This is a genomic window from Pseudomonas sp. T8, from assembly GCF_024610635.1.
Taxonomy (GTDB): Bacteria; Pseudomonadota; Gammaproteobacteria; order Pseudomonadales; family Pseudomonadaceae; genus Aquipseudomonas; species Aquipseudomonas chlororaphis_I.
On the sequence record NZ_CP102374.1, the window covers coordinates 2,247,666 to 2,261,296 of the forward strand.

The 13,631-nt window shown below is 63.4% G+C and carries 12 protein-coding genes; 4 read left to right on the forward strand and 8 right to left on the reverse strand.

All coding sequences use genetic code 11. The annotated features are described in order from the left end of the window. The gene (locus NRG23_RS09990) at nt 1–750 is read right to left on the reverse strand and encodes an electron transfer flavoprotein subunit beta/FixA family protein (protein ID WP_007928126.1); all 750 of its coding nucleotides are present in this window, start codon (nt 748–750) and stop codon (nt 1–3) included. Between the two features lie 546 nt (nt 751–1,296). Here NRG23_RS09990 and NRG23_RS09995 point away from each other — a divergent pair. Beyond that, nucleotides 1,297–2,961, forward strand: coding sequence for an electron transfer flavoprotein-ubiquinone oxidoreductase (locus NRG23_RS09995; protein WP_110176050.1), 1,665 nt, complete (start codon nt 1,297–1,299; stop codon nt 2,959–2,961). A gap of 182 nt (nt 2,962–3,143) precedes the next feature. Here the strand turns inward: NRG23_RS09995 and NRG23_RS10000 are convergent, their stop codons facing one another. Further along, the gene (locus NRG23_RS10000; RefSeq protein WP_016702136.1) at nt 3,144–4,034 is read right to left on the reverse strand and encodes an AraC family transcriptional regulator; all 891 of its coding nucleotides are present in this window, start codon (nt 4,032–4,034) and stop codon (nt 3,144–3,146) included. Nucleotides 4,035–4,214: 180 nt separating this feature from the next. Between NRG23_RS10000 and NRG23_RS10005 the strand changes: the two genes are divergently transcribed. Further along, the gene (locus NRG23_RS10005; RefSeq protein ID WP_016702135.1) at nt 4,215–5,267 is read left to right on the forward strand and encodes an NAD(P)-dependent alcohol dehydrogenase; all 1,053 of its coding nucleotides are present in this window, start codon (nt 4,215–4,217) and stop codon (nt 5,265–5,267) included. A gap of 92 nt (nt 5,268–5,359) precedes the next feature. On the opposite strand, the gene NRG23_RS10010 is transcribed toward NRG23_RS10005, so the two are convergent. The 6 genes from NRG23_RS10010 to NRG23_RS10035 all read right to left on the reverse strand — a co-directional run bounded on the left by NRG23_RS10010 (nt 5,360) and on the right by NRG23_RS10035 (nt 11,365). Continuing rightward, the gene (locus tag NRG23_RS10010) at nt 5,360–6,157 is read right to left on the reverse strand and encodes an IclR family transcriptional regulator (protein ID WP_041990013.1); all 798 of its coding nucleotides are present in this window, start codon (nt 6,155–6,157) and stop codon (nt 5,360–5,362) included. Between the two features lie 55 nt (nt 6,158–6,212). After that, the gene (locus NRG23_RS10015) at nt 6,213–7,523 is read right to left on the reverse strand and encodes an MFS transporter (RefSeq protein WP_009047858.1); all 1,311 of its coding nucleotides are present in this window, start codon (nt 7,521–7,523) and stop codon (nt 6,213–6,215) included. Nucleotides 7,524–7,679: 156 nt separating this feature from the next. Continuing rightward, nucleotides 7,680–8,828: a galactonate dehydratase gene (dgoD, locus tag NRG23_RS10020; RefSeq protein ID WP_016702133.1), complete on the reverse strand. Its 1,149-nt coding sequence runs from the start codon at nt 8,826–8,828 to the stop codon at nt 7,680–7,682. Nucleotides 8,829–8,876: 48 nt separating this feature from the next. Further along, nucleotides 8,877–9,497 carry a 2-dehydro-3-deoxy-6-phosphogalactonate aldolase gene (locus NRG23_RS10025; RefSeq protein ID WP_257374584.1) on the reverse strand — a complete coding sequence of 207 codons (621 nt, stop codon included), beginning with the start codon at nt 9,495–9,497 and terminating at the stop codon, nt 8,877–8,879. Between the two features lie 13 nt (nt 9,498–9,510). Beyond that, nucleotides 9,511–10,509 carry a 2-dehydro-3-deoxygalactonokinase gene (locus NRG23_RS10030; protein WP_101282027.1) on the reverse strand — a complete coding sequence of 333 codons (999 nt, stop codon included), beginning with the start codon at nt 10,507–10,509 and terminating at the stop codon, nt 9,511–9,513. Between the two features lie 376 nt (nt 10,510–10,885). After that, nucleotides 10,886–11,365 (reverse strand): GNAT family N-acetyltransferase, encoded by a 480-nt coding sequence (locus NRG23_RS10035; protein ID WP_007928100.1) that lies wholly within the window; start codon nt 11,363–11,365, stop codon nt 10,886–10,888. A 258-nt stretch (nt 11,366–11,623) separates the two neighbouring features. Between NRG23_RS10035 and NRG23_RS10040 the strand changes: the two genes are divergently transcribed. Together NRG23_RS10040 and NRG23_RS10045 are read left to right on the forward strand one after the other, a co-directional pair. After that, nucleotides 11,624–12,274 carry an HD domain-containing protein gene (locus NRG23_RS10040; RefSeq protein ID WP_028683126.1) on the forward strand — a complete coding sequence of 217 codons (651 nt, stop codon included), beginning with the start codon at nt 11,624–11,626 and terminating at the stop codon, nt 12,272–12,274. A gap of 108 nt (nt 12,275–12,382) precedes the next feature. Continuing rightward, nucleotides 12,383–13,597 (forward strand): MFS transporter, encoded by a 1,215-nt coding sequence (locus tag NRG23_RS10045; protein ID WP_257374585.1) that lies wholly within the window; start codon nt 12,383–12,385, stop codon nt 13,595–13,597. Nucleotides 13,598–13,631: the final 34 nt, after the last annotated feature.

A 13,631-nucleotide genomic window follows, 5' to 3' on the forward strand; every position in this document is an offset into this window, starting at 1 on the left:
TCAGATTACCTTCGCTTCGTTTTTCAGTTTCTCGACCAGTTCAGCGACCGACTTGACCTTGATACCCGCGCTGCGTGCAGCCGGCGCTTCGACTTTCAGGGTCTTGTTGGTAGAGGCGGTGGAAACGCCCAAAGCATCAGGAGTCAGCACTTCAAGCGGCTTCTTCTTGGCTTTCATGATGTTTGGCAGGGACGCGTAGCGCGGCTCGTTCAAACGCAGGTCGGTGGTGACGATCGCTGGCAGGTTCAGCGAAACGGTTTGCAGACCGCCGTCGATTTCACGGGTCACGGCAACCTTGTCGCCCGACACTTCGACCTTGGAGGCGAAGGTGCCTTGAGCGTAACCGCTCAGGGCAGCCAGCATCTGGCCGGTCTGGTTGTTGTCGCTGTCGATGGCTTGCTTGCCAAGGATCACCAGTTGAGGCTGTTCCTTGTCGACCACGGCCTTGAGCAGCTTGGCCACGGCCAGCGAGTTCAGTTCATCAGCGGATTCGACGAGGATGGCACGATCGGCACCCAACGCCAGGGCGGTACGCAGTTGCTCTTGAGCAGTAGCGGGACCGATGGAGACGACGACGATTTCAGTCGCTACGCCTTTTTCTTTCAGGCGTACGGCTTCTTCCACTGCGATTTCGCAGAAAGGGTTCATCGACATCTTGACGTTGGCGAGGTCGACGCCGGAATTGTCCGCCTTGACGCGAACCTTGACGTTGTAATCGACAACGCGTTTGACAGCTACAAGAACCTTCATGGATTCCTCGTTACTCTCCGGTGAAAAGAAAGTCGCCTAGGCGAACCTGGCGGTTGATGCTCATCGGGCACAAGGGCACCTCTAAAAACGCTGGCATTGCCCCTTGGGACAGCAGACAGATGACCCTGCTCACGGGATGATGACCGTTCGTCAGTAGCGACTGGCCGGTCATTCTTTAGCGCGGCGTGTAAACTGCGCGTTGCGTCACCTTGTACTGCCTCCGCCCTGTCTTTAGAGGTGCTCTTGAAACCAACAGTCAGCCTACGGCGAGCGCAAAACCGACCGTATCTTGACCGGAACGCCTATTCTGGTCAATACGCCAAAATGGTCTGTCATAAGCCGCGCTTCTTTGATTTACATGGGCTGCAGCAAATTCAAACAAACGTTTGTATTGGACGCTAAGAGTGGTGTAGATATAATGCGCCGCCTAGAGATAAAGGCGGGTCGTTCATTGTCCCCTCCCCTGTTTGGCGGAGAAAACCATCGATGCGACACCCAACCTCCAATTAGAAAAAAACCGTTGAGCCTTGAGTAGGAGATAGCCTAGTGGAACGCGAATACATGGAATTCGACGTGGTCATCGTCGGTGCCGGCCCCGCTGGCTTGTCCGCCGCCTGCCGACTGAAGCAGAAGGCCGCCGAAGCCGGTAAGGAAATCAGCGTCTGCGTGGTCGAGAAAGGCTCCGAAGTCGGTGCTCACATTCTTTCCGGCGCCGTGTTCGAACCGCGCGCCCTGAACGAGTTGTTCCCGGACTGGAAGGAACTCGGCGCCCCGCTGAACACCCCGGTCCAGCGCGATGACATCTATGTCCTGAAAAACGCCGACAGCGCGACCAAAGTTCCCGACTTCTTTGTGCCCAAGACCATGCACAACGAAGGCAACTACATCATCTCCCTGGGCAACCTGTGCCGCTGGCTGGCCCAGCAGGCCGAGAACCTGGGCGTGGAAATCTACCCGGGCTTCGCCGCCCAGGAAGCGCTGTTCGACGAGAACGGCGTGGTCCGCGGGATCATCACCGGCGATCTGGGTGTCGATCGCGAAGGCAATCCGAAGGAAGGCCTGTACACCCCCGGCATGGAGCTGCGTGGCAAATACACCCTGTTCGCCGAAGGCTGCCGTGGCCACATCGGCAAGCAGCTGATCAAGCGCTTCAACCTGGACAGCGACGCCGACGCCCAGCACTACGGCATCGGCCTCAAGGAAATCTGGGAAGTCGACCCGGCCAAGCATCAGCCAGGCCTGGTGGTCCACACCGCCGGCTGGCCGCTGGACATCATGGGCACCGAGAACACCGGCGGCTCCTTCCTTTATCACCTGGAAAACAACCAGGTGGTGGTCGGCCTGATCGTCGACCTGTCCTACAGCAACACCTACCTGTCGCCGTTCGACGAGTTCCAGCGCCTCAAGCATCACCCTGTGTTCAAGCAGTACCTGGAAGGTGGCAAGCGCGTCAGCTACGGCGCGCGGGCCATCTGCAAAGGCGGCCTGAACTCGCTGCCGAAGATGGTGTTCAAGGGCGGCGCGCTGATCGGTTGCGACCTGGGCACCCTGAACTTCGCCAAGATCAAGGGCAGCCACACCGCCATGAAGTCCGGCATGCTCGCCGCTGACGCCGTGGCCGATGCGCTGTTCGCCGGCTCCGAAGGTGCCGACGAACTGAACACCTATGTAGAAGCGTTCAAGTCCAGCTGGCTGTACGAAGAGCTGTTCGCCAGCCGCAACTTCGGCCCGGCGATCCACAAGTACGGCGCCATCGTCGGCGGCGGTTTCAACTGGGTCGACCAGAACATCTTCGGCGGCAAGCTGCCGTTCACCCTGCACGACACCAAGCCGGACTACGCCTGCCTGAAGCTGGCGGCGGACTGCAAGAAGATCGACTACCCGAAACCGGACGGCAAGCTCAGCTTCGACAAACTCAGCTCGGTGTTCATCTCGGGTACCAACCATGAAGAAGAACAGCCTTGCCACCTGAAGCTGAGCGACCCGAGCATCCCGATCGGCAAGAACCTGCCGCTGTACGATGAGCCTGCTCAACGCTACTGCCCGGCCGGGGTGTATGAAGTGATCACCAAGGAAGACGGCGAGAAGCGCTTCCAGATCAATGCCCAGAACTGCGTGCACTGCAAGACCTGCGACATCAAGGACCCGGCGCAGAACATCACCTGGGTCGCGCCGGAAGGCGCGGGCGGCCCGACTTACCCGAACATGTAAGGCGTACACTCAAAGAAAAAAGGCTCCCGAACGGGGGCCTTTTTTATTTGCCAGCACCACTGCCCCGCTTCTGTAGGAGCACAGCTTGCGTGCGATAAGGCCTTGGCAATGTCTCTGTCAGACCGCGTCGCTATTCATCGCGGGCAAGCCTCGCTCCTACAGAAGAGTGTCGCGCCACGCCATCACGCTGCTCGCTCATCCCCCGGATTGCGCTCGAAGTAGCGCTTGTATTCACGACTGAACTGAGAGGTGCTCTGGTACCCCACCCGATGCGCCACCTGGGCCACGCCCAGCCCTTCCCCCAGCAGCAACTGCTGCGCCTTGAGCAAGCGCAGGCGCTTGAGGTACTGCACCGGCGACAGCAGCGTGCTGCGCTTGAAGTGCTCATGGAAGGTCGAGGCGCTCATGTTCGCGCAACGGGCCAGGGTCTCGACGTTCAGCGGCTCGGTGTAATGCTCGTGCAAGTGATTCAGCGAGGCGGAAATCCGCGCGAACTGCCCATGCTGCTCCACCAGCGCGCGCAGCACATCGGCCTGCGGCCCGCGCAAGACGGTGAACATCAACTCGCGCAAACGCGCCTGGCCCATGACCTTGCATTCCAGAGGATCGTGCAGGCAGCGCAGCAGGCGCTCCACGCAACCGCGCATGGTGTCGTCGAGCACCACCGAGGTCATGGACTCCGGGGTTTGCGCCTGGGCACTGCGTCCTGCGGCAACGCCCATCGCCAGCACCAGTTCGCCCAACAAGGCCCGGTCGAGGGCGATGGACACCCCGAGCAACGGCGCATTGGGCATGGCGAAAGTCTCGCACTCGAAAGGCACCGACAACGCCTGGATCAGGTAATGCCCGGCGCCGTACTCCAGGGTCCGCGGGCCCAGGTACGCCAGTTTGCTGCCCTGGACGATGATCATCAGGCTCGGCTCATAGATCTGCGGGCCGCGGGCCACATCACAACTGGCCCGCAGCACCATGACCCCCGGCAGCTCGGTGGGGACGAAACCATCGCGGGTCGCAAGGGGCTGGATCAGGGATACCAGGGTGGCGTTGGCATCGAGATGACGGGTCAACAACATGGGGAAAACTTCACGGGAAAAGGGATGAAAACATCATCGCAGGTCTGAACGCCAATGCCGCGCGCCAATCGCCGATGGCGGAGGAATAGGCATGACATGCCGAGGAATCGCCATGTTCGCGCCCGGCAGCGGCGCCGAGAATGGCCCGCCTCACCTGTCAGTGCTTTTGCGAGGTTCATCATGTACACAGCCATCGGTTACGCCGCCCAGTCAGCCACCACGCCCCTCGCCCCCATGAGCTTTCAGCGACGCAGCCCGCGCCCCGACGACGTGGCCATCGAGATTCTCTACTGCGGCGTCTGCCACTCCGATATCCACCAGGCCCGCAATGAATGGGGCATCGCCGTGTACCCGCTGATGCCGGGCCACGAGATCGTCGGCAAGGTCACCGCGGTCGGTGCCCACGTGACCAGGCACAAGGTCGGCGACCTGGTCGGCGTCGGCTGCATGGTCGACTCCTGCCGGCATTGCGAGGCCTGCGCCGCCAACCTGGAGCAATACTGCCTGGAAGGCCCGACCATGACCTACGCGACCCCGGACCGGGTCGACGGCAGCAACACCATGGGCGGGTACTCCGACAGCATCGTGGTCAGCGAGCACTTTGTCGTGCGTATCCCCGAGAAACTCGACCTGGCCAGCGCCGCGCCGATCCTCTGCGCGGGCATCACCACCTACTCGCCGCTCAAGCATTACGGGGTGAAGGCCGGCGACAAGGTGGGCATTCTCGGCATGGGCGGCCTGGGCCACATGGGCATCAAGTTCGCCAAGGCCCTGGGCGCAGAAGTGACCCTGTTCACCCGTTCGGCGAGCAAGGCCGAGGAAGGTCGTCGCCAGGGCGCCGATCATGTGATTGTCTCCACTGATGCCGAGCAGATGAAAGCCGCGGCCGGCCGCTTCGACTTCCTGCTGGACACCATCCCGGTGCAACACGACCTCAACCCCTACCTGGATACCCTGCGTTTTGACGGTGTACACATCCTGGTCGGCCTGATCGAACCGGTGGACCCGCCCGTGCACGCGGCCAAGCTGGTGCTGGGCCGTCGCGTGCTGGCCGGCTCGCTGATCGGCGGCATTGCCGAAACCCAGGAAGTGCTGGATTTCTGCGCCGAGCACAACATCACCTGCGACATCGAAATGCTCGACATCCGCCAGATCAACGAGGCTTACGCGCGGATGATCGCCGGCGATGTGAAATACCGCTTCGTCATCGACATGGCGACCCTCAAGCAATAAACCGCGTGCTGTAGGAGCGAGGCTTGCCCGCGATGACGATGGACCTGGAAAAATCCCATCGCGGGCAAGCTCCGCTCCTACAGAAGCCTGAGTCAGCCGCCGAGCTCGGCGGAGATACCAGCCGCGGCCTGCTTGATCACCGGGATCAGCTCGGCCATCTTCTCCAGCGGCATGTACGGCACGGTGCTGGCGATACTGATGCCGGCGACGATCTTGCCGCTGGCATCGCGGATCGGCGCCGCCACGCAACGGATCGACGGTTCGTTGTCCTCCAGGTCGAAGGCATAACCGCCCGTCACATATTCCTGCATGCGCTGCTGGAACTGCTCCCAGGTCGGCTCTTCATGCTGCGGCCAGAGGGCATTCCTGCCGCCCGCCGGCAGGCTCACTTCATATAAACGCTGCCACTCCTGCGGCGTGCTATCGAGCAGCAGCGCCTTGCCGATCCCGGTGCGCGCCAGCGGCATGCGATGGCCGACCCGCGAGCGCATTTCCGGGCCGTTGCGCCCAGGGTTCTTGTGCAGGTACAGCACATCGTCGTCTTCGCGGATCGCCAGGTGAATGGTGTCGCCGGTCAACGCCGACAGCTCGTCGAGGAATGGCCTGGCCAGGGTCACCAACGGCAAGGCTTCGCGCGCCTGGAAACCCAGCTCGATCAGCTTCGGCCCCAGCAGGTAGCCGACCTGCGGCACCACCCTCAGGTAACGCTCGTCCACCAGGCAACTGGCCAGGCGATGGGTGGTGCTGCGGGTGGTGCCGATCAGCCGGGCGATTTCCTTGAGGTCGCGGGCACCGCTGGCCACGGCCTGCACCACCGCCAGGCCACGGAGCAATGTCTGGGTACCGGTGGGGGCGGCATCCTTGGCGGTCTTTGCTGCGTCGTCCTGCATATCCAGCCTTTTGAGGGTGAGAACGGGCGGCATTATGGTCGCCCGCCCCCCGCCACTACAACTCGATACGCTCGACCTTGCCCACCAGCAGCACGTAGGACAAGGCCCCCGCCAGCGCCAGCACGGCAATGTAGGTAATGGCCGGGGCGAAGGAGTCGCCGCTGGCCAGGAAGCCGATGACGATCGGCGTGGCAATCGCCGACAGGTTGCCGATGAAGTTGAACACCCCGCCGGTCAACCCTAGCAACCGTGCCGGCGCCAGGGTCGAGACCAGCGACCAGGTGATCGAGGCCAGGCCGTTACCGAAGAACGCCAGCGCCAGGAAGGCGATCACCAGCGGCGTCGACTCGACGAAGTTGGCGCCGATGATCGAGGTGGAAATCAGCAGCCCGCCAATGATCGGCAGCTTGCGGGCAAAACCCACCGAGGCGCCACGCCGGATCAGCCAGTCGGAGAAGAACCCGGAACACAGCACGCCGACAAAGGCCGCGAGGAACGGCAGCGACGCCAGCAGGCCGGACTTGATGAAGTCCATGCCGCGGTACTTCACCAGGTAAGTGGGGAACCAGGTGAGGAAAAACCACAGGGTCGAATTGAGGCAGAACTGCCCCAGATAAATGCCCCACAGCTTGCGCTTGCTCAGGACGATCCCCAGGTCCGTCCAGTTGAAACGCGCCTTGCGCTTGGCCGTCTCGCGCTGGATATCCACCAGGCCGCCGCCCTGGCGGATCAGGTCGATTTCCGCCGGGTTGGCGCCCTTGAAATCCCGTGGTTCGCGATACACCGCGTACCAGATCGCCGCCCACAGAATGCCCACCGCGCCGGTGACGACAAACACCATCTGCCAGCCAAAGGCATGCTGCAGCCAGGCCAGCACCGGGGTGAGAAAAGCCAGGCCGACAAACTGCCCGGAGGTGTAAAAGCCGATGGCCGTGGCACGTTCGCGCTCGGGAAACCAGGTGGTCACCACCCGGCTGTTGATCGGATAGGCCGGCGCCTCCAGCGCGCCCACCGCCATGCGCAGGACGAACAGGGCGATAAAGCTGGCGGCGAAACCGAGCATCACCGTCGCCAGCGACCACAGCAGCAGCGCCGCGGTGTAGAGAATGCGCGGCGGTACCCGGTCCACCAGCCAGCCACCGGGGATCTGCATGGCGGCGTAGGTCCAGCCGAAGGCCGAGAAAATCAGCCCGACGTGGATCGGGTCGATACCCAGGTCGCTGGTCAGCGCCGGCGCGGCGATCGACAGGTTGCTGCGGTCCAGGTAGTTGATCACCACCGTGATGAACAACAGCAGCATGATGAAAAAACGCTTGCGGCTCGGCGCGACCAGCGACGCCTGCCCGGTGAAGGTTTCCGGTTGCATGGGGATGCCTCTTCTTATGGTTATTGAGGGCAATGTTTCTCTGTACCTGTAGGAGCGAGCTTGCTCGCGATGGCGTCGGTTGCTTCACGGCGATAAGAAGTCAGACCCTGTCGTCTGCATCGCGAGCACGCTCGCTCCTACAAGCAATGAATCAACTCACCATTCGGCAAAGCTGCCGTCGGCGTGGCGCCAGATCGGGTTGCGCCAGCGGTGGCCGATGGCCGCGCGCTCGATGACGTATTCCTCGTTGATCTCGATACCCAGGCCCGGGCCGTTGGGGATCGTCACCATGCCTTGCTGGTAGTCGAAGACGCGCGGGTCCTTGACGTAGTCCAGCAGGTCGTTGCTTTCGTTGTAATGGATGCCCAGGCTCTGCTCCTGGATGAAGGCGTTGTAGCAGGCCGCGTCCAGTTGCAGGCAGGCGGCCAGGGCAATCGGCCCCAGCGGGCAATGCAGGGCCAGGGCCACGTCGTAGGCTTCGGCCATGTTGGCGATCTTGCGGGTCTCGGTGATGCCGCCGGCATGGGAAGCATCCGGCTGGATAATGTCGACGTAGCCTTCGCTGAGCACCCGCTTGAAATCCCAGCGCGAGAACAGCCGCTCGCCCAGGGCGATCGGCGTGTTGGTCAGCGGCGCCAGCTCCTTGAGGGCCTCGTAGTTTTCGCTGAGCACCGGTTCTTCGATAAACATCAGCTTGTAGGGATCGAGTTCCTTCATCAGTACCTTGGCCATGGGCTTGTGCACCCGGCCATGGAAGTCGACGCCGATCCCGACGTTAGGCCCCACCGCATCACGCACCGCGGCCACGTTGGCCAGGGCCAGGTCGACTTTGTCGAAGGTATCGAGGAACTGCAGCTCCTCGGTGCCGTTCATCTTCACCGCGGTAAAACCACGCGCCACCGCCTCTTTGGCGGCGCGCGCGGTATCGGCCGGACGGTCGCCGCCGATCCACGAATAGACGCGGATCTTGTCTCGCACCTGGCCACCCAGCAGGTCGCTGACCGACACGCCCAGGGCCTTGCCCTTGATGTCCCACAGCGCCTGGTCGATACCGGCCAGGGCACTCATGTGGATCGCGCCGCCACGGTAGAAGCCGCCGCGGTAGAGCACGGTCCAGATGTCCTCGATATTGCGCGGGTCCTTGCCGATCAGGTAATCGGCCAGCTCGTCCACAGCGGCGGCCACCGTGTGTGCCCGCCCTTCGACCACAGGCTCACCCCAGCCGATGACGCCCTCGTCGGTCTCGACCTTGAGAAAGCACCAGCGTGGCGGAACGATAAAGGTGGTCAGTTTGGTGATTTTCATCTTCTTGTCTCTCTTGTCGGATGCAGCGCCGACGGCGCAGAAAAAGTCTTAAGCCAGGGCGTTCCAGGCGGCGACATAGGCCTTGGCGCGAGTCGCCACCTCAGCCGCGCTCATCCCCGGCTTGAACAACCCGGAACCGAGGCCGAAGCCCTTGACCCCGGCGTCGACGAACACCTGCATGTTGTCCGGGGTGATCCCGCCCACCGGCAGCAGCACGGTGCCGGCCGGCAATACCGCGAGCCAGGCCTTGACCACCGCCGGGCCCATCTGCTCGGCGGGGAACAGCTTGAGCACGTCGGCGCCTTCGGCCAGCGCGGCAAACGCCTCGGTCGGCGTGGCCACGCCGGGGGACAGATACAGGCCGGCGGCCCTGGCCGCGCGCAGCACCCTGGGGTCGCTGTGGGGCATGACGATCACCTGGCCGCCCGCGGCCTTGACCTGCTCGACCTGCTCCGGGGTCAGCACCGTGCCGGCGCCGATCAGGCAATCGGCGGGCAAGGCGTCGCGCAGGATGCGGATGCTGTCGAAGGGCTGTGGAGAATTGAGCGGCACCTCGACAACCCGAAACCCCGCCTGATACAGCACCTCGCCGATGGCCGCCGCTTCTTGCGGACGCAGCCCCCGGAGAATGGCGATCAGGCCGTTATGTGCCAGTGCTTGCTTGAGCATGTCGGACCTCTTTTCAAGGATGAGCGCAAGGGACGCGCGCCAGCAGCCCGGCCGCTTCAGCCAGGTGCCATAAACCGCGTTCGGTGGCCTGTTCGGCCAGGATTACCCGGGGAAAACCGCAGGCGGACAGGGCCCGGCTGTAGCGGGCGCAAAGCTGGGCATTGCCGATCAGCACGATCGATGGCAACGGGTCGCTGTGACGGCGGCGCCGCTGCACGGCGGCCAGTGCGCAAAGTTCGTGGCCGATCAGCAGGCCCGACAGATAGTCCGGCTGGGCGCGGCCGCTGAGTTCACCGGTCAACCCCAGGCTGCGGGCGCTGAACAGAGTCGACAGCGGGCCGATCTCGCCCTCGACGGACAAGGCCACCTGCACGCCGCGATCGAAGGCCTCGGTGTCGAACGCCGCGCCACGCTCCTGGGTACGGCCGAGAATGCTGTGTTGACTGAGCACGGCGAACAGCTCGCCGGTCATGAAGGTGTCGAAATGGACGATACAACCGTCGGCCACCTGCACCCATTTGGAATGACTGCCGGGCAGGCCGATCAGCACGTCGTCCCCTGCCCCGCCCGCCAGTTGCGGCAGCACACCCAGCACCTGGGTTTCTTCGCCCCGCATCACGTTCGGCAAGCGCGAACGCTGGATCACCCCCGGCACGATATGCACGTCCACCCCGCGCCGGCTGCGCAAGGTCACCAGGGCCTGTCCGAGCTGGGCGACATCCGCCGGGGTCTCGCAGTAACTGGCCTCGCGCCAGCCCTGGGCGCTGCCGACCATGCCGCAGGCAATCACCGGCAACCCCGGCTGCGCGTCGAGCCAGTCGCCGCAGGCGTCGTCGAAGGCCAGTTCGAAACCGTTGTCGCAGCGCTGGCCGGCAATCATCCGCGCCACTTTCGGCAACTGCATGATCCCCGAGGTCAACGCGCGCTGTTCCAGCACCTGGCCGCCTGCTGCGAGTTTGTAAGCACGAAGGGAGGTGGTTCCCCAATCGAGCGCGATCAATTGCGCCTGCATCGCTTCACCTGTGAGTTGTTTTTGGCAGTGAGTGCGTAAGAGCTGATGGCGGCGACTATAAACCCGACTCAAATAAAATCTCAATATATAAATATAACTCCCATATTGTGGGATTTATTGATTTGCATGAGAACAGCCCGCTATTGCCTGGTTTTCATGGCAGCAGGCAGGCGTCGACCGCCTGTCCCTACAAGGGAACAGGAACCGGCAACGAGTGAGATCGGTTTTTGAGCCTGGGCAGTGAAGGCGGGCCTAAGCCCGAAGAAAAACGCCGGCCGCCCCGAGTACACAGGGCGGTCTTGGCAGCGAGGGATCTGGAAAGGAATCGCGAGCAACCGGATAGCGAGCGGCTGCCCCTACAGCGTTGACGATGGACTCAGCCCTGGGCGAACGCGCGCAGCACATCGCCATCCATGCGGTACCTCACCCACTCTTCCTGAGGCTGGGCGCCCAGGGATTTGTAGAACTGGATCGCCGGTTCGTTCCACTCCAGCACGCTCCACTCGAAGCGCCCGCAACCGTTGTCGCAGGCGATCCGCGCCAGGTGCCGCAGCAGCTGTTTGCCAGCGCCGCCGCCACGTTGTGCAGGGGTGATGTAGAGGTCTTCCAGGTACAGGCAGTTGCTGCCCAGCCAGGTGGAATAGCTGAAGAAAAACACCGCGAAACCGATCGGCACACCATCGCGCAGGCAGATCAGGCCGTGGGCCGTGGCACCCTCGCTGAACAGGCTGCGCTCGATGTCGGCGACGCTGGCGATGACCTCATGGCGAGCGCGTTCGTAATCGGCCAACTCCCTGATGAAGGCAAGGATTTGCGGTGCATCGCTGGGCACGGCTGGACGGATTTCGACGGACATCGGCGGGTCTCGGTTAGAAGGCAGGCGGCCATATTAGATCGACAGGGGAAGGACATGCACGGGTATTTCACAGGGATATGCCTGGAGGTCGTGGCGGGTGATTGTCCATGTCGGAATTGCCGATTCCCGCGACCAGCGCCGCAGACTGACCGACCGGCCAGCCAGCAAAGGACGCAGGTATGAGCGTCATGGGCCTTATCGCCGCCTTCGACAGCGGCTACAGTGGCGCGTTATTGACCCGCTGATGGCTCCCTCCTGATGACCGCCCACGCTTTTGCTCCCCTGCCCGATCTCGCCAATACCCTGCTGCCCCACGCCTTGGAGCCTGTCGACGACGGCGCCCACGACCTGTCGCACCTGCAGCGGGTGTGGGCCAATGTGCGGCGCATCGCCAAGGAAGACGGCGGCGATTTGCAGGTGCTGCTGGCCGCCACCCTGCTGCACGACTGCGTCGCCGTGGAAAAGAGCTCACCGCTGCGCGCCCAGGCCTCGCGCCTGTCGGCGGAAAAGGCCGCGGCCCTGCTGCACCGGCTGGGCTGGCCCGAAGCCAAGATCGCCGCGGTGGCCCACGCCATCGAAGCCCACAGTTTTTCCGCCGCCATCCAGGCCGAAACCCTGGAGGCGAAGATCCTGCAGGACGCCGACCGTCTCGACGCCCTCGGTGCTCTCGGCGTGGCCCGCACCTTCTATGTCGGCGGCCGGTTGAACCGAGCCTTCTACGATCCCCACGACCCGCACGCCGAGCACCGCGGCTACGACGACCTGAACTTCACCCTCGACCACTTCCACACCAAGCTGCTGCACCTGGCCGAGGGCTTTCAGACCGTGACCGGCGCGCGCCTGGCGCAGGTGCGGCATACCCGCCTGAAGCGCTTCATGGACGAGTTCATCGACGAGATCGGCGGCTGACTTACTCCGCTATGCGCTAACCCTGAAGCCTGCAAGATCACAACTAACGCGACAGCCACCCATGGTAGAACGGCGCCTCATGAATCCAACAAGAAACGAGGCCTGCGCATGTCCAGCGCTACCCCACCACCCATGGTTCCAGCCAGGCTGTTCGGGCTGTTCTGTGTCGCCAGCTACCTGCTGTCGCTGTCCTATGGCTCGACCTTCCTGCTCTCGCTGCTGATCGGCTCGCGCGGTGGCAATGAGCACGATGCCGGCAGCGTGATTTCGGTCGCCATGCTCAGCACCTTGGTCGCGGTGATCTTCTCCGGGCACCTGTCGGACCTGCTGGGCGCCGCGCGCTCGATTGCCCTGTTCGGTTGCCTGCTGGTGGTCGCCAGCCTGGGCTTTGCCCTGACGCCGGGCTTTGGCGATGCCTTGCTGTTTTTCGGCCTGACCCTGGGCCTGGGCTGGGGCGTGTTCTACACCCTGGGGCCGATCATCGTCGCGATGATGGTGGCGCCGGCGCAGCGGGCCAGGTTCTTCGCCCTGCTGTCGGGCAGCATGATGAGCGGCATCGGCTCGGGCCCGCTGCTGGGGCGGCTGGCCAGCGCCCTGGGCTACCCATTGACTGCGGCCTTTCTGCTGGCCGCGGCCGCCAGCTTGATCGGCGTGCTGATCTTCTGGCGCCTGGGCGCGCTGCTGAAGAGACACCCCAGCCATCTGGGGGCCGGCGCGGCGAAAATCAGTTGGGCCAGCAGCGCCCGGGTGCTCTCGTCCAAGGCCTTGTTCCCGATCCTCATGGTCGGTCTCGGTGGCTGCGTATTCGGCGGCCTGTCAAGTTTCCAGACCAGCTACGCGGCCTCCCGCTCGCTGGACTATTCGCTGTTCTTTCTCGGCTTCATGGTGGCCGCCATCGGCAGCCGCCTGCTGATCGCCGGCTTCGTGGTCAAGCGCGACGCCTATCGCGCGGCGTGCCTGCTCTCGGGGATGATGCTGGGGTCGATCCTGATGTTCCAGCTGCTGGTCGATGACACGGTGAGTTATCTGCTGGCCGCCGTGGTCCTGGGGGTCGGCTACGGCCTGACCTACTCGGTGATCAACGGCCTGGCCGCCAACGAAGCGCCGCCCGGCGACACCTCGCAAGCCTTGCTGCTGTTCAGCCTGGCCTATTTCATCGGGGTGTTCGGTTTTCCGCTGCTGGCCGGCCGGATCATCGTCGAACAGGGCATGCCGGCCCTGATGCTCACGGTGCTGGGCATCGCCCTGCTGAACTGGCTGATCAGCGTCGGGCGCCTGGTCTGGCGCGGGCTGAAACCCGACAGGGTGGCGCAGAACGCCTGAACCGTTCGTCGTTCATCAGGCACCAATCAAAATC

Excerpts from the sequence above, each read along its gene's own strand:
- NRG23_RS10030 (WP_101282027.1), bottom strand. The coding sequence starts at position 10,509 with ATGCAGGCGCAATTGATCGCGCTCGATTGGGGAACCACCTCCCTTCGT.
- NRG23_RS10045 (WP_257374585.1), top strand. The coding sequence starts at position 12,383 with ATGTCCAGCGCTACCCCACCACCCATGGTTCCAGCCAGGCTGTTCGGG.
- NRG23_RS10000 (WP_016702136.1), bottom strand. The coding sequence starts at position 4,034 with ATGTTGTTGACCCGTCATCTCGATGCCAACGCCACCCTGGTATCCCTG.
- NRG23_RS10025 (WP_257374584.1), bottom strand. The coding sequence starts at position 9,497 with ATGCTCAAGCAAGCACTGGCACATAACGGCCTGATCGCCATTCTCCGG.
- NRG23_RS10005 (WP_016702135.1), top strand. The coding sequence starts at position 4,215 with ATGTACACAGCCATCGGTTACGCCGCCCAGTCAGCCACCACGCCCCTC.
- NRG23_RS10035 (WP_007928100.1), bottom strand. The coding sequence starts at position 11,365 with ATGTCCGTCGAAATCCGTCCAGCCGTGCCCAGCGATGCACCGCAAATC.
- NRG23_RS10010 (WP_041990013.1), bottom strand. The coding sequence starts at position 6,157 with ATGCAGGACGACGCAGCAAAGACCGCCAAGGATGCCGCCCCCACCGGT.
- NRG23_RS10040 (WP_028683126.1), top strand. The coding sequence starts at position 11,624 with ATGACCGCCCACGCTTTTGCTCCCCTGCCCGATCTCGCCAATACCCTG.
- NRG23_RS09990 (WP_007928126.1), bottom strand. The coding sequence starts at position 750 with ATGAAGGTTCTTGTAGCTGTCAAACGCGTTGTCGATTACAACGTCAAG.
- dgoD (WP_016702133.1), bottom strand. The coding sequence starts at position 8,828 with ATGAAAATCACCAAACTGACCACCTTTATCGTTCCGCCACGCTGGTGC.
- NRG23_RS10015 (WP_009047858.1), bottom strand. The coding sequence starts at position 7,523 with ATGCAACCGGAAACCTTCACCGGGCAGGCGTCGCTGGTCGCGCCGAGC.